The 14,685-nt window shown below is 70.7% G+C and carries 12 protein-coding genes; 5 read left to right on the top strand and 7 right to left on the bottom strand.

The features are described from left to right. Positions 1 to 61: 61 nt before the first annotated feature. Positions 62 to 976 carry an SPFH domain-containing protein gene (locus ACWEF2_RS06645; protein WP_453812551.1) on the bottom strand — a complete coding sequence of 305 codons (915 nt, stop codon included), beginning with the start codon at positions 974 to 976 and terminating at the stop codon, positions 62 to 64. A gap of 103 nt (positions 977 to 1,079) precedes the next feature. After that, complete coding sequence (locus tag ACWEF2_RS06640; RefSeq protein ID WP_453812549.1) at positions 1,080 to 1,874, bottom strand: ABC transporter ATP-binding protein; 795 nt, start codon at positions 1,872 to 1,874, stop codon at positions 1,080 to 1,082. 66 nt (positions 1,875 to 1,940) lie between these two features. Between ACWEF2_RS06640 and ACWEF2_RS06635 the strand changes: the two genes are divergently transcribed. From ACWEF2_RS06635 to serB, 4 genes are all read left to right on the top strand, one after another. Continuing rightward, on the top strand, positions 1,941 to 2,660 hold the full coding sequence (locus ACWEF2_RS06635) for a hypothetical protein (protein WP_453812547.1): 720 nt from the start codon (positions 1,941 to 1,943) through the stop codon (positions 2,658 to 2,660). A 137-nt stretch (positions 2,661 to 2,797) separates the two neighbouring features. Further along, a complete protein-coding gene (locus tag ACWEF2_RS06630; protein ID WP_453812546.1) occupies positions 2,798 to 3,328 on the top strand; it encodes a hypothetical protein in 531 nt (176 codons plus the stop codon). A 248-nt stretch (positions 3,329 to 3,576) separates the two neighbouring features. Continuing rightward, positions 3,577 to 4,134, top strand: a complete 558-nt coding sequence (locus ACWEF2_RS06625; protein ID WP_453812544.1) for a hypothetical protein — start codon at positions 3,577 to 3,579, stop codon at positions 4,132 to 4,134. A 234-nt stretch (positions 4,135 to 4,368) separates the two neighbouring features. Next, positions 4,369 to 5,592 carry a phosphoserine phosphatase SerB gene (gene serB / locus ACWEF2_RS06620; protein WP_453812542.1) on the top strand — a complete coding sequence of 408 codons (1,224 nt, stop codon included), beginning with the start codon at positions 4,369 to 4,371 and terminating at the stop codon, positions 5,590 to 5,592. 88 nt (positions 5,593 to 5,680) lie between these two features. Here serB and ACWEF2_RS06615 read toward each other — a convergent pair whose 3' ends face one another. From ACWEF2_RS06615 to ACWEF2_RS06595, 5 genes are all read right to left on the bottom strand, one after another. Continuing rightward, positions 5,681 to 7,768 carry an FUSC family protein gene (locus ACWEF2_RS06615; RefSeq protein ID WP_453812541.1) on the bottom strand — a complete coding sequence of 696 codons (2,088 nt, stop codon included), beginning with the start codon at positions 7,766 to 7,768 and terminating at the stop codon, positions 5,681 to 5,683. Positions 7,769 to 7,841: 73 nt separating this feature from the next. Next, positions 7,842 to 8,327, bottom strand: a complete 486-nt coding sequence (locus ACWEF2_RS06610) for a SixA phosphatase family protein (RefSeq protein ID WP_453812539.1) — start codon at positions 8,325 to 8,327, stop codon at positions 7,842 to 7,844. 203 nt (positions 8,328 to 8,530) lie between these two features. Further along, positions 8,531 to 10,864, bottom strand: coding sequence for a sodium-translocating pyrophosphatase (locus tag ACWEF2_RS06605; protein ID WP_453812537.1), 2,334 nt, complete (start codon positions 10,862 to 10,864; stop codon positions 8,531 to 8,533). A gap of 470 nt (positions 10,865 to 11,334) precedes the next feature. Continuing rightward, positions 11,335 to 11,781, bottom strand: coding sequence for an ATP-binding protein (locus ACWEF2_RS06600; protein WP_453812535.1), 447 nt, complete (start codon positions 11,779 to 11,781; stop codon positions 11,335 to 11,337). 4 nt (positions 11,782 to 11,785) lie between these two features. Further along, positions 11,786 to 12,136: an STAS domain-containing protein gene (locus ACWEF2_RS06595; RefSeq protein ID WP_189791287.1), complete on the bottom strand. Its 351-nt coding sequence runs from the start codon at positions 12,134 to 12,136 to the stop codon at positions 11,786 to 11,788. A 58-nt stretch (positions 12,137 to 12,194) separates the two neighbouring features. Between ACWEF2_RS06595 and ACWEF2_RS06590 the strand changes: the two genes are divergently transcribed. Then, on the top strand, positions 12,195 to 14,642 hold the full coding sequence (locus tag ACWEF2_RS06590) for a DEAD/DEAH box helicase (protein WP_453812532.1): 2,448 nt from the start codon (positions 12,195 to 12,197) through the stop codon (positions 14,640 to 14,642). Positions 14,643 to 14,685: the final 43 nt, after the last annotated feature.

The following is a 14,685-nucleotide window of genomic DNA, read 5'->3' as shown; positions in this document are numbered from 1 at the left end:
CCCACGGCTCGCGCCCGTGACGGTGCACGGCACTCCCCGGATGCTAGGAGGAGGGCGGGGTCTAGTCGGCGGCGGGGGTCTCCTTTCCGGCGAACAGGCTGCCCAGGCTCTCGATCGCCTTGGTCATCTCGGATGGAACGATCCAAACCTTGTTCGCGTCGCCCTTGGCGATCTCGGGAAGCGTCCGGAGATACTGGTAGGCGAGAAGGCGCTGATCCGGCCGGCCCTCGTGGATCGCGCGGAAGACCATGCCGATCGCCTCGGCCTCCCCCTTGGCCCGCATCGCCTTGGCCTCGGCGTCGGCCTGGGCCTTGAGCACCATGGCCTCCGCCTCACCCAGCGCCTTCAGCACCACGGCCTGCTTGTGGCCCTCGGCGGCGAGAATGGCCGCCTGCTTCTGCCCCTCGGCGGCGAGCACGGCGGCCCGCTTGTCGCGGTCGGCGCGCATCTGCCGTTCCATCGACTCCTGGATGGCGACGGGCGGCTCGATCGCCTTGAGCCTGATCCGGTTGATCTGGACGCCCCAGCTGCCCGCGCCGTTGAGCGCCCCGCGCAGCTCGGTGTTGATCTCCTCCCGCGAGGTCAGCACGCGCTCCAGGTCCATGGCGCCGACCACGTTACGGAGCGTGGTCACGGCGAGCTGCTCGACGCCGATCAGGAAGTCGGCTATCTCGTAGGTCGCGGCCTGCGGGTCGGCGACCTGGAAGTAGACGACCGTGTCCACCGAGACGACCAGATTGTCCGAGGTGACCACCTGCTGCGGCGGGAAGGAGACGACCTGCTCGCGCAGGTCGACCGTCCGCTTGAGCCGGTCGATGAAGGGAACCACCAGGTTCAGCCCGGGGGCGAGTGTCCGGTGGTAACGCCCGAGTCGTTCCACGACCCCGGCACTGGCCTGCGGAACGATATGGATCGCCCTGAAAAGGGGGAATCCCAGGGCGACGGCCGCGGCGAACGAGGCGACAAGCAATTCCATGAGCCACTCCGGACGGTCGAGTCAAGTGGATCTCTCGCTCCGAAATGATATTTGGTTTTCCTGTTACCGACCCCTGAACAGCGTAAACAGGCCGGGAACGGCCTCAGAACTGGTGCGCGCGGGCGTACCAGCGTCCGTCGCGCCCGCGCTCCAGGCTGAGCGGGACGCCGAAGGTGCCCGACAGGTTCTCGGCGGTCATCACCTCGTCGATCGGTCCCTGGGCGATCACCGAGCCGTGCCGGAGCAGCAGCGCGTGGGTGAACCCACGGGGCACCTCCTCGACGTGGTGGGTGACCAGCACCATCGTCGGCGCCTTCGGATCGTGCGCGAACATCGACAGACGGCGGACCAGATCCTCCCTGCCACCCAGATCCAGCCCGGCGGCCGGCTCGTCCAGCAGCAGCAGCTCGGGGTCCGGCATGAGCGCCCGGGCGATCTGCACCCGCTTGCGCTCCCCCTCCGACAGGGTGTTGAACCGGCGCCGGATCAGATGGGCGCAGCCGAACTGGTCGATCAGCTCGACGGCCCGGGTGACGTCGTGGGAGTCGTACTCCTCCGTCCAGCGGCCGAGGATCGCGTAGGAGGCGGTGAGCACCAGGTCGATGACCTTCTCCTCCGGCGGCACCTTCTCGGCGAGCGCGGAGCTCGCGAGCCCGATGCGGGAGCGCAGGTCGAACACGTCGCTCTTGCCGAGCCGCTCGTCCAGGATCTCCACCACCCCCTCGGTGGGGAACAGCATCGCCCCGACGACCTGGAGCAACGTCGTCTTCCCGGCGCCGTTGGCACCGACGACGACCCACCGCTCGTCCTCGTGAACAGTCCAGTCGATGTCTCGCAGCAGGGCCGCCCCGTCCCTGCGAACGGTGACGTCCTGTAGCCGAAGCACCTGACCGCCCATCCCTGACGCCTCCTTGAGAATCACTGGAACAAAACCTATTGCAGGACAAGCGCATATCGTGGGTCGGTGCACCCTGATTCACAGATCTCGGCCACCCTGGTCTGCTGGGGCAACGCCTGGCTCGCCGGACAGGCCGGCCTGGACGAGGCCGCCGACCGGGTGGAACACCAGGCCGGTCCCCAGCTCGTCGCCGGTGAGAGGGGGGACGTGCCACTGCGCAACTTCCTGGCCGACCTGCGAGTCGAGAGCCTGAAATCGCTGCGCCTGGCACTGCCCGTCGCGGGCGACCCGCTCGGACTCACCGGACCGCCCCCCTTCAACTCCGCGGCCATCGAAGCCGGGCAGGCGGTGATAGCCGTGCTTCCCGGCAGATGCCTCGGGCTGGTCCCGGCACAGGACCGCCGCGGCTCATCGTACGCCGGGGTGCGCTGGAGCGTGCAGGAGGCCGGTGTCAGCGCTCCGGCCGTCCCCTCGCTGGCCGAGGCCGAGCACGCCCTGACCCTCGCGATGCGCGAGGCCACCGACGCCCTGCTCGGGGTGGCGGGCCCGGTTCAGGGGTACCGGCAGGTGAAGACCTTCGACGACGGGCTGGCCCCGGGCTATCCGGCCCGCGCCCACCGGGTCGCCGCCCTGGCGGCCCGGCTCACCTCGGTGCTGCGGATCGCCGACGACCGGGGGCTCACCTCGGGTGAGGTCGCCGTCCGCGGCCGTGCGCTGCGCGACCTCGACCGCGCGGTACGGCGGGCCCGCGTGGCCGCCCACCACGCCATCACCGAGCTGGTCTGACGCCTCTCCCCCCGCGGAGTGGCAGGTGCCCGCAGACCGTGGTGGGCCAAGTCAGCCACAAGGGGTTTCCAAGTGCGCCGTCGCATGCTGATACCGGCAAATCACCAGGAAACCCCGAATTCCAAGTGGAGTGAGAAATGCGCCGGCACCTGACCGCCTTCGCCGCCTTCGCCCTGACGGGAGGTCTGCTGTTCGTTCCGCAGAGCGCGAACGCCGCCCCGGCACCGCGGACGGCGCCCCTCGTGAGCCCGCCGCTTTCACCGCTGAAGCTGACCGCCTACTATCCGCGCCGGGCCTGGGCGGGTGACACGATCGTCTACACGCTCAAGAGCAGGAACGTCGGGGAGTGGGCCACCGACATCGCCTACGTCGGCGGCTACGTCCCCCGGCAGGCCCGCAAGGTGCGGATCACCGGCCCCTCCGGCTCCTACTGCGAGGCGGACGGGCGCGAGGTGGGCTGCCTGCTGGACACCCTGAAGCCCGGCAGGACGGCCACCGTCAAGGTCAAGGTGTGGCTCAAGGGCGGCGCCCGGGGCACCGCCACGGCCGAGTTCGCCACGGCGTCGATCGACGTCCCGGCGGGCGGACTCGACACCCTGAACATCCACGGTCTCGAAACCGGGGTGGACCTGAAGTATCTGAAGGTCAGGACCCGGATCCTGCGCTGACCCCTGTCCGGCGTGGACGCGGGGCGCCTGTCCGGCGTGGACGCGGGGCGCCCGGAGGCGGCGCCGTACGCGAAATGCCGGTCGGCGCGGGCCTCCGGCCGGTCCGGTACGGCTGCCGCGCCGGGAGCCCCGCTAAAAACGCCATAGGATAGTTGTAATTTCCTTTACCTCGTTATATGTGATAAAACGCTGCGGCCTTGTACGGGGACGGTCGCAGCGTCCCCGTCCCCCCACCTGGGAGACGTCCAATGCGTTACCCGATCTCCAAGATCGCAGCCTTTGCCCTGGTCACCCCGCTCGCGGGCACGATGCTCCTCGCCACGCCGGCCTCGGCCGCCCCCGCCGGAACCACCGCCGGGGTCGTCAAGAAGGCCGACGACCCCTTCTCCTCCTTCGACGTCAAGGTCTCGGCGCCGAAGAGGGTCCGGGCCGGAGGGAAGATCACCTACCGCATCAAGGCGACCAACAAGGGCCCCCACCTCGCCGACTCGTTCTGGACCGGCGGCGTACTGCCCAAGGGTTCGAAGCTGTCGGCGGTGTACGCCCCCAAGGGCACCCGGTGCGGCTCCTACGAGGACGGCTTCTGGTGCTTCACGCCGAACGCCCTGGAGATCGACGAGTACGAGAGCATCGAGGTCGTGGTGAAGCTGAGCCGGAAGGCCCGGGGCACCGCCACCGCCCTGCTCGGCGTCGACACGGTCGACCTGCCGACCGGCGCCGAGGACCTCAACCGTGACGAGTTCAAGCGCATGGGCATCAAGCACTGGTACTTCGTGAAGAAGGTCAAGACCAGGATCGTGCGCTAGGGCGCCGTCCCCGGGCGGTCCCCGTCCCGCCTCTCGGCCGTCGGCCGGGCACGCCCTCGCCCCGGGCGGTCTCCGTCTCCCCGCCGGACGAGATCGCCTCGGAGCCGGGGCCGTCGCGGTGAACCCGCGCGAGAGCCGCGGACGACATCGGACGGCGGAGGAGCGCGAACGCCGGGCGTCCGGACGACGAACCGCATTCACGATCGTTTCCGGAGCCAAGTAGCGTAGATACCGATGAACCAGCGCACGCTTCTGATCACGTTGACCGGCCCCGACCGACCGGGCGTCACCTCACGGCTCTTCTCCGTCCTCGCCGGCTTCCCCATCGTCGTCGCCGATGTGGAGCAGGTCGTCATACGCGGACGGCTCACCCTGGGCGTACTCGTCGCCTACGCCGGCGATCCCTCGACCGGGACCGGCAGCACCCTCGGCGCCCTGTGGACCGCCGTCGAGCGGACCGCGGGGGACCTGGGCCTGGAGGTGGAACTGTCCACCGCCTCCGACCTCCAGGAGAAGCGGCGACGCGGACGGCTGCACATCACCGTGCTCGGCGCGCCCCTGCAGCCCGCCGCGATGGCCGGGATCACCGGCCGGATCGCGGCGGCCGGCGCCAACATCGACCGGATCGAGCGGCTGTCCAACTATCCGGTGACCTGCATCGAGCTGGCCGTGTCCGGGGCCGACCCCGCCACGCTCCGCGCCGAACTGGCCATCGAGGCGCACACCCAGCAGGTGGACGTGGCCGTGCAGCGGAGCGGCCTGCACCGCAGGGCCAAACGGCTGATCGTGATGGACGTCGACTCCACGCTCATCCAGGCCGAGGTGATCGAGCTGCTGGCCGCGCACGCGGGCTGCCTGGAGGAGGTCGCCCGGGTCACCGAGGAGGCGATGCGCGGCGAGCTCGACTTCGCCGAGTCGCTACGCCGGCGGGTCGCGCTGCTGGCGGGCCTGCCGGAGGAGATCTTCGAGAAGGTCCGCAAGGAGCTCGTGCTCACCCCGGGCGCCCGCACGCTGGTCCGCACGCTCAAGCGGCTGGACTACCGCTTCGCGATCGTCAGCGGCGGGTTCACCCAGCTCACCGACGCCCTGGTGGAGGATCTCGGGATCGACTACTCCGCGGCCAACACCCTGGAGATCGTGGACGGCGTGCTCACCGGCCGGGTCGTCGGCGAGATCGTCGACCGGCCGGGCAAGGCTCGGGCGCTGGAGCGCTTCGCGCGCGAGGCGGGCATCCCGATCAGCCAGACCGTGGCCATCGGTGACGGCGCCAACGACCTGGACATGATCGCGGCGGCCGGTCTGGGCATCGCGTTCAACGCCAAGCCCGTGGTCCGCAAGGCCGCCGACACCGCGGTCAACGTGCCCTACCTCGACTCGATCCTCTATCTGCTCGGCATCCCGCGCGCCGAGGTCGACGCCGCCGACGCCGAGGACGGCGTCGGCGCTGTGAAGCGGTGAGCGGAGCCGTGGGGCGGTGAGCGGAGCCGTGGGGCGGTGAGCGGAGCCGGCCGGAGTCCGGCACCGGGCCCGGCACGACGCCGGCGCGTCACCGCCGTGGAGCGGTGAGCGAGGCCAGGCGGAGAGCCTCCGCGCTCAGTCCCCTCAGGGTCGGCTGCGCGGCGGCGGCGTGCATGATCTCCCGGCGGATCCCGGTCATCCGATCGGGGTCCCCCTCGGTCACCTCGTCCAGCCGCCGGGCGGCCAGCAGGTCCACATGCGCGCCGAGCTCGTCGAGCACCCGGTCCAGAGCGTCGGACGGAGCCTCGGGACGTCCCGTCCCGACCGCCTCGGCGACGTTCTCCAGCCGGTCGGCGACCATGTCGAGGACCGTCACCGTGGGCCCGGAGTCCTCGGCGGGGGCGGGCACCGCGAACAGCGCCAGCGCGTTGTCCCGCAGCCGTCTGGCGGCCGTCACCGCGTCCCTGAGACGCTGCGGCGCGCTGCCCCCCGGTTCCTTGTCCAAACGGTCCAGAGACTCGGTGAGCCGGCCCGCGGCGTCGGCCGCCGAGGAGATCCTGGAGCGCACCACGTCGGGGTCCTGGTCGATCAGCGATCGCACCAGCGCCGCGTGCCGTTCGAGCGTGTCCACGATCCCGCCGGTCAGCCGGGCCCGGTGCCCCCTGGGCCACAGCAGCCGGGCGGAGAACAGCGCCAGCGCCCCGCCCGCGACCGTGAGCGCCACCCGGGCTGCCGCCGCGCCCCAGTCGAGCGGCACGGTGAAGTCCGACAGCATCAGCGACAGCGGCGTGGCGAAGATCGTCCAGTAGCCGTAGCTCGACCCCCGGAACGCGAACCCCAGCACCGCGCAGACCCCGATGAACACGATCAGATACAGGTGGCCCGGTGCGATCGCGAGCACCGCCGCCGCCCCCACGGCGCCCACCGCCGTGCCCAGCACCCGGAGCGTCACCCGGTCCACCGTGTCGCGGTAGGCGGGCCGGATGCTGACGATCACGGTCACCACGAACCACTTGGCGTAGTGCTCGTGGGCCAGCAGCATCAGCGCCATGGCCGTGGTCACCGCCAGGCCCAGCCGTACCGGGTGGTGGCCGGTGGAGAACACCGGCTTACGGAGCCGGTGGAACCTGGGCAGGCGCGGTCCGACCTCGACCGCCTCGACCGCCTGCCGCGACATCGACCGCACCGCCGTCCCGATCCGGTCGAGGCACCGGCGGATCTGTCCGAGCAGCACGGCCGGAGGCAGCGGCGTGTCACCGGCGTGGGCGGCCCGGCGGATCTCGGCCACCCGGCCACCGAACCGCGCCATGGCGTCCATCGCCTCGGGCACCGCGGCCGAGCCGCCGAGCGTCACCGCCTCCCGCAACGCGCGGGCCAGAGCCTCGACCGCCGTGTGCAGTTCCTCGGTCCACCCCGCGTCCAGATCCGCCTGTACGGCCGCCGCCCGTAGCACGCGCAGCGCGACGGTCTCCTGGAAGAGGCGGTTGAACGTGGTCAGCAGCCGTTCCAGGGCCCGGTCGTCCTCCGGTGACACCCGGTACAGGGAGAAGGCCCTGGCCTCGTCGCGCCGGGTGGTGACCGCCCGGTGGCGCAACGGCTCCCAGCTCTCGTCCGAGAGCGGGGCGCGGCCCGCGGCGGCCAGGAGGTCGGCCAGCGCGGTACCGGCCTCCTCGAAGGCCGCGCGGAGCGGCTGGAGACGGCGCACCGGCCAGAGCACCACGAGCAGCGCGGTGATCAGCAGGCCACCGGCCGCGGTGATCGCCATATGGGCGGGCACGCCGGTGCCCGGCGGGGCGAAGTAGGTCAGGGTCAGGGCGAGCACCGAGGGAACGCTGATGACCTGCCAGTAGGCGCCGGCCGCGGCGACCAGGCCCACCACGACGACCGCGAGCCACGGCCAGGGCTGGATCAGCTGTCCCAGGCCCGCGCCGAGCGTGATCATGAGCACGGTGGTGAGCAGCTTGCGGGTGCGCTCGCCGTACGGCAGGCCCGGAGCGTCGCCGAAGACGGTGAGGTAGCCGCCGAGGGCCATCGCGGCGCCCTCGCGGGGGTGGCCGAGGAGGACGCCGGACAGCAGCGGAAGGCAGATGCCCAGCGCGCACAGCAGGCCGTATCCCCACGCGGGGCGGCCGGCGATCACGAAGTCGCCGCGCAGCGCCTCGGCGATCCTCCGCATGCCACTCCCAGGGTCGGACGGCGCGGGGGTGGCAGACGGGTCTCCCGTCCCTCCGGTCCGCACCGGCGGGGGCTCAGTGCTCCTTGGGACTCCAGCGCACGACGCCGCGCCCGGCGTCGAGCCCGGCCCACTCACCGTCGGTCTCGATGACGGCGAACGCGCCGGGCGGGAAGCCGGGGTCGTCGCCCTCCGTGGTGAGGGTCTGGACCAGTTCGTGGACTCCGGGGTTGTGGCCGACCAGGGCCAGCGTGCGGATCTCGGGGTCGCTCCGCCGGACAAGCGTGAGCAGTTCGTCGGGATATGCCTGGTAGATGGCCCACTCCAGGGTGATGTCCGCTCCGGGCAGGGCCAGCTCGGCGGTCTCCCGGGTCCGCGCCGACGGCGAGCAGAGCACCAGGTCGGGCTGGAGGCCCATGCCGGCGAGCGTCTCGCCGACCCGGTGGGCGTCCCGCCGGCCACGGCCGGTGAGCGGGCGCTCCCGGTCGGCGAGGCCGGGGATGTGCACCGCCTTGGCGTGCCGGAGAACGATCAGCGTGCGCATCGTCACCTCGCCGCCCATATGGCCACCCCCACGATCACCGCGAATACCGCGGCCATCGCCAGCAGGATGAATACGAGTGCTCTGCCTCCGGAGGGCTGCTGTTCCATGGGCCCAGTTTCCCACCGGAACGGTCCGCGCACGCGAGGGGGTACACGTGCCCGTGCACCCCCTCGCGCCGGATCTCACGCCGGACCCGCGCCGGATCCCGCGTCAGACCTCGATCAGCTCGACACCGGCTCCCGCTCGCGGTCCACCCGGTTCTCCTCGGTCGGGGAGATGCTCGCGGAACGGCGCTTGGAGACGACCACCGCGCCGACGACGACGGCGACCGCGACCAGCGTGACGCCGGTCCGCAGGGCCACGTTGTCGGCGTAGGCCACCACGGCCGGAGCGATCAGCAGCGCCACCAGGTTCATGACCTTCAGGAGCGGGTTGATCGCCGGTCCGGCGGTGTCCTTGAACGGATCGCCGACCGTGTCGCCGATGATGGTGGCCTCGTGGGCCGGCGAGCCCTTGCCTCCGTGGTGGCCGTCCTCGACCAGTTTCTTGGCGTTGTCCCAGGCGCCGCCGGAGTTGGCCAGGAAGACCGCCATGAGCGTGCCACAGGCGATGGCCCCGGCCAGGAACGCTCCCAGCGGCGCGTAGCCGAGGGCGAAGCCGACGGCGATCGGGGTGAGCACGGCCAGCAGGCCCGGCGTGGCCAGTTCCCGCAGCGAGTCACGGGTGCAGATGTCCACCACCCTGCCGTAGTCGGGCAGCTCCGTACCGGCCATGATCCCCGGCTTGGTGCGGAACTGCTCGCGGACCTCGAAGACCACCCGCCCGGCGGCGCGGCCGACCGCCATGATGGCCAGGCCGGAGAACATGAACACCACCGCGGCGCCAATGATCAACCCGACGAGCACGTTCGGGGAGTCGACGCTCAGGCTGAACGTGCTGAACGAGCCGAGCGCCTCCTTCACGCCCTGGGTCGCCTTGGACAGTTCGGTCTCGATCGCCGTCCGGAACGCTCCGAACAGCGCGGTCGCGGCGAGCACGGCCGTGGCGATCGCGATGCCCTTGGTGATGGCCTTGGTGGTGTTGCCCACGGCGTCCAGCGAGGTGAGCACCCGCGCGCCCTCGCCCTCCACGTCGCCGGACATCTCGGCGATACCCTGGGCGTTGTCCGAGACCGGGCCGAAGGTGTCCATCGACACGATCACACCGACCGTGGTCAGCAGGCCGGTGCCCGCCAGGGCCACGGCGAACAGGGCGACGGTGACGTTGCCGAAGCCGAGCAGGAACGCGCCATAAACAGCCGCGCCGATGATCAGTGCCGAGTAGACGGCCGACTCCAGGCCGACGCTGATGCCGGACAGGATGACGGTGGCGGGACCGGTGCGGGAGCTCTCCCCGATGTCCTTCACCGGGCGGCGGTTGGTCTCGGTGAAGTAGCCGGTGAGGATCTGGATGGCGCTCGCCAGCACCAGGCCGATGAGCACCGCGCCGATGGCGATCAGGCGGGGGTCGGAGGTGACCGCGGCGATCTCCGGGCTCACCCCGGTCAGCCCGGCGAAGCTGCTCGGCAGGTAGAGGAAGGCGGCGACGCCGACGAGAATCGCCGAGACGGCAGCCGAGATGAAGAAGCCCCGGTTGATCGCGGCCATCCCGTTGCGGTCGCCCTTGCGCGGAGCGGTGGTGAAAATGCCGATGATGGCGGTGAGCACACCGATCATCGGGACGACGAGCGGGAAGACCAGGCCCTCGGTGCCGAAGGCGACCTTGCCCAGGATCAGGCTGGCCACCAGCATGACCGCGTAGGACTCGAACAGGTCGGCGGCCATGCCCGCGCAGTCGCCGACGTTGTCGCCCACGTTGTCGGCGATGGTGGCGGCGTTGCGCGGATCGTCCTCGGGGATGCCCTGCTCGACCTTGCCGACCAGGTCGGCGCCGACGTCGGCGGCCTTGGTGAAGATGCCGCCACCGACCCGCATGAACATGGCGAGCAGCGCGGCCCCGAACCCGAAGCCCTCCAGCACCGCCGGAGCCTCACCCCCGTAGGCGATCACCACTATCGCGGCGCCCAGCAGGCCGAGACCAACGGTGACCATGCCGGCCACACCACCGGTGCGGAACGCGATCCGCATCGCGACCTTCTCCCCCGACTCCCGGGCGGCCGCCGCGACGCGGACGTTCCCGCGGACCGCGAGCCACATGCCGATGAAGCCGGTCAGCGCGGAGAACAGCGCGCCGACCACGAAGAAGGCCGACCGGCCGACGGCCACACCGGTCGACTCCGCGGGAAGCAGGTAGAGGAGGAAGGGGATGAGGACCACGAACACCGCGAGTGTCCGGAACTGCCGCGTCAGATACGCGGAGGCCCCTTCCTGCACGGCTCGCGCGATGTTCCGCATGCGCTCGGTGCCTTGACCGGCGGCCAGCACCTCTCGCACGAGGACACCGGCGACGACGAGCGCGATCAGGGCCACCACGGCCACCACGATCACGATGTTGAAATGGGAACCGCTCAGGGAGACCGCTGGCTCTTTCGCAGCGGCTGGGTGAAGCACAGACATCCGACTCTCCTCGGCAAGACGGGAACACGTCCTGCCCGGAGTGCGCTGCGAGTAGGTGATCGGCAGTTGGAGCGGCGCACGTCCGGGGTGGTTGGCAGTGCCGCTTCCGGTTGCGTCCGCAGACCTCCCCCGGGACCGAACCCGTCATCGGGCCGCTCCGAAGGACAAACCTTGGCCGGTGCCGGGGAGTCTACGCAGCGAGGACGCCGATATGAAGCCTCCGCGGGGAGCCAGTTAATGACCGGATCAGTAATCTTTCCCGACTCGGCCGCCTAAAGGTTGCCCGGACCGGGGCATCATCCCTCGCCGCCAGGGCTTCTGCCCGTTTCGGGCTACAGATGTCAAAATTATGTTTGACTGAAACTATCGTCCAAAACGGACAGCCGGGCGCGTCCCAGACGCGCCCGGCTGCCGAGGTCTCACCACTGCCGGAGCAGATTCTCCCGCTGTCAGGTCACGTTCTCCCGCCGTCAGACCGTGGGCAGGCCGTTGGCCACCGCGGGCCAGCTCATGCGGATGCACATGCCCTTCTGGCTCGGGTAGACCTGAACGTCGTCGGCCAGCCCCACGATGACCGCGATGCCGAAGCCGGACATCAGAGTGTCGGGGAGCTGCCCCAGGGGATCGTCGAACCGTAACAGCCCACGATCCTGCTCCAGCTCATCGCTCGGCGCCGAATCGGTGACGGTCACCTCGAAACGCCCCTGGTCATCACGGAGCTCGATGCGGATCGGCTCCCCCGGGCAGTGGAGGCGGTGCGCCTCGACAGCCCGAGAACACGCCTCACCGACTGCGAGCCGTACCTCGTCCAGCAGTGACTCCTCCACGCCGGTGCGCCTGGCGATCGCCGTGGCGACCAGACGTGCCGTGCGCACGTGGGCGGGAAGGGCGCTGAACGTCAGCTCGACGGTAGCCATTGACTTACTTGTCTCGGCCGTGAACTTCCTTGGCCTCCTCGACCGAGGCATAGATTCCGAAGACCTTGGTCAGTCCGGTGATCCGGAAGATCTTCAGGATGCGCTCCTGGGTGCAGACCAGCTCCAGTGAGCCGTCGTGCGCCCGAACTCGCTTGAGCCCGCCGACCAGGACACCAAGGCCCGTTGAGTCAAGGAAGTCGACCTTCTCCATGTTGACGAGCAGGTGGAAGTTCCCCTTGTTGACCAGGTCGATCAGGAGCTCACGCAATCTGGGCGCGGTGTAGACATCGATCTCACCCTCGACCTCAACGATGGTGAGACGGTCCTCGGAATGGTGGTCCAACTTCAGATCCACAGATCCTCCAGCGCCTTGCCTGCGAAAGTACCGATTCGGGCGTGACTCCTGGGACCGGATGGTCCCCAGACGACAAGCCCCGACGCGCGGCATTCAACCATGCGTACGCTCAGTGTCTATACGAAATCACGATTCCCGGCGACTCTGCCCACAGATGCCAGACTGGAAACCAGTGACTCCGCCCTCATCCTCCTCCCTCCGAGCGGGTTCCGCGCTCACCTATCTGCTCGACGCTCCCGCACGTCGCGAACGCGTGACACACGTGGAGCACGTTCCCGCACGTCAGGCGGGTCAGGCCCGCTGGCCGGACTGGATCGACGAACGACTGGTTACGCGCTGGGCGAACCAGGGCGTCTCAGGTCTGTGGCCGCATCAGGCCGAAACCGTCGAACGCCTCCATTGTGGTGAAAATGTGATCATCTCCACAGGAACCGCGTCCGGCAAGTCCCTCTGCTACCAGGTTCCGGCCCTGTCCCAGGTGCTCGACGGCGGCACGGTCCTCTACCTCACCCCGACCAAGGCGCTGGCCGCCGACCAGCTCCGCACCCTGGTCGACCTCGACCTGCCCGAGCTCCGCGCCGCCACCTTCGACGGGGACACCCCCTTCGAGGAGCGGGCCTGGGCCCGACGGCACGCCAACTACCTCCTCACCAATCCGGACATGCTCCACCGCACCCTGCTACCGCGGCACGCCCAGTGGTCGAGCTTCTGGCGGCGGCTGCGGATGGTGGTGGTGGACGAGTGCCACGGCTACCGCGGCGTGTTCGGCTCCCACGTGGCGCAGATCCTGCGCCGCCTGCGCCGGGTCTGCGCGCGGTACGGCTCCAGCCCGGCCTTCCTGCTCTCCTCGGCCACCGCCAGCGAACCGCAGGTCTTCGCGATGCGCCTGACGGGCCTCCAGATGGCCGAGGTGACCACCGACACCTCTCCTCGGGGCGCGACCACCTTCGCCCTGTGGGAGCCGCCCCTGACCGATCTACGTGGCGAGGGCGGCGCTCCCCTGCGCCGCCCCGCCACCGCCGAGAGCGCCGACCTCCTCGCGGACCTGGTCGCCGCCGACATCCGCACCCTGGCCTTCGTCCGCTCCCGCAGGGCCGCCGAGTCGGTGGCCCTGACAACGCGGGCCAGGCTCCAGGACCTCGTGGCCGACGCCGGAGCCCCGGCGGACCTGCCGGACAGGGTGGCGGCCTACCGGGCCGGATACCTCGCCGACGACCGCCGGGGGCTGGAGAAGGCGTTCCGCTCGGGGGACCTGCTCGGGCTGGCGACCACCAACGCGCTGGAACTCGGCGTGGACGTGACCGGGCTGGACGCCGTGCTCATCGCGGGCTGGCCGGGAACCCGGGCGTCGCTGTGGCAGCAGGCCGGGCGGGCGGGGAGGGCCGGACAAGAGGCGCTGGCGGTGCTGATCGCCAGGGACGACCCCCTGGACACCTATCTGGTGCACCACCCCGAGGCGCTCTTCGGCCGCCCGGTCGAGGCGATCGTGCTGGACCCCGGCAACCCGTACGTACTCGGCCCGCACCTGTGCGCCGCCGCCGCCGAGATCCCGCTGACCCAGGACGACCTGGAGATCTTCGGACCGGCCGCCGAGGAGGTCCTCGCCGGCCTGGTCGCCGACGGCCTGCTGAGGAGGCGGGCCACCGGCTGGTTCTGGACCAGCCGGGAACGGGCCGTCGACCTCGCGGACATCCGCGGCGCGGGCGGCGCCCCGATCCAGGTCGTCGAGACGTCCACCGGGCGGCTGCTGGGCACCGTGGACGAGTCCTCGTCCCACACCACCGTGCACACCGGCGCCGTCTACGTCCACCAGGGGGAGACCTTCCTGGTGGACGAGCTCGACCTGGAGGCGGGGGTCGCCCTCGTCGAGGCCGGAACCCCCGACTACACGACCTTCGCCAGGGACGTCACCGACGTCTCGGTGCTGGAGTCGCTCCGCTCGCACCCGCTCGGCCCCGGGGAGCTCCACTTCGGCTCGGTGGAGGTCACCCGCCGGGTCGTCTCCTATGTCAGGCGCCGCGCCCAGAGCGGCGAGTCCCTCGGCGACGAGCCCCTCGACCTGCCGCCGCGCACCCTGAGGACCCGCGCGGTCTGGTGGACGCTGCCCGCCTCCGCGACCACCGTCCTGGTCCGGGACGGCCTGGACCTGGGGGGAGCCGCGCACGCGGCGGAACACGCCTCGATCGGCCTGCTGCCGCTCTTCGCGACCTGCGACCGCTGGGACATCGGCGGCGTCTCCACCGAACTCCACACCGACACCGGGCTGCTCACCGTCTTCGTCTACGACGGCCACGAGGGCGGCGCCGGCTTCGCCGAACGCGGCTACGCCCGCGCCCTCGACTGGCTCACGGCCACCCGGGAGGCGATCGTCTCCTGCGAGTGCGAACGGGGCTGCCCGTCCTGCATCCAGTCGCCCAAGTGCGGCAACGGCAACGAGCCCCTGGACAAGGCCGGGGCCCTCCGCCTCCTGGCCGTCCTGCTCTCCGACCCTCCGCGCCACCCCTGACCACGGATCCAAACCCAAGGAGCCCGGACGCCGGAGCCCGAAA

The organism is Streptosporangium sp. NPDC004631 (assembly GCF_053601935.1).
This window is presented reverse-complemented; position numbering and strand designations above follow the sequence as displayed.

Coding starts and splice junctions, on each gene's coding strand:
- ACWEF2_RS06645 (WP_453812551.1), bottom strand. CDS start 976: ATGGAATTGCTTGTCGCCTCGTTCGCCGCGGCCGTCGCCCTGGGATTC.
- ACWEF2_RS06640 (WP_453812549.1), bottom strand. CDS start 1,874: ATGGGCGGTCAGGTGCTTCGGCTACAGGACGTCACCGTTCGCAGGGAC.
- ACWEF2_RS06630 (WP_453812546.1), top strand. CDS start 2,798: ATGCGCCGGCACCTGACCGCCTTCGCCGCCTTCGCCCTGACGGGAGGT.
- ACWEF2_RS06625 (WP_453812544.1), top strand. CDS start 3,577: ATGCGTTACCCGATCTCCAAGATCGCAGCCTTTGCCCTGGTCACCCCG.
- serB (WP_453812542.1), top strand. CDS start 4,369: ATGAACCAGCGCACGCTTCTGATCACGTTGACCGGCCCCGACCGACCG.
- ACWEF2_RS06615 (WP_453812541.1), bottom strand. CDS start 7,768: ATGCGGAGGATCGCCGAGGCGCTGCGCGGCGACTTCGTGATCGCCGGC.
- ACWEF2_RS06610 (WP_453812539.1), bottom strand. CDS start 8,327: ATGGGCGGCGAGGTGACGATGCGCACGCTGATCGTTCTCCGGCACGCC.
- ACWEF2_RS06605 (WP_453812537.1), bottom strand. CDS start 10,864: ATGTCTGTGCTTCACCCAGCCGCTGCGAAAGAGCCAGCGGTCTCCCTG.
- ACWEF2_RS06600 (WP_453812535.1), bottom strand. CDS start 11,781: ATGGCTACCGTCGAGCTGACGTTCAGCGCCCTTCCCGCCCACGTGCGC.
- ACWEF2_RS06590 (WP_453812532.1), top strand. CDS start 12,195: ATGGTCCCCAGACGACAAGCCCCGACGCGCGGCATTCAACCATGCGTA.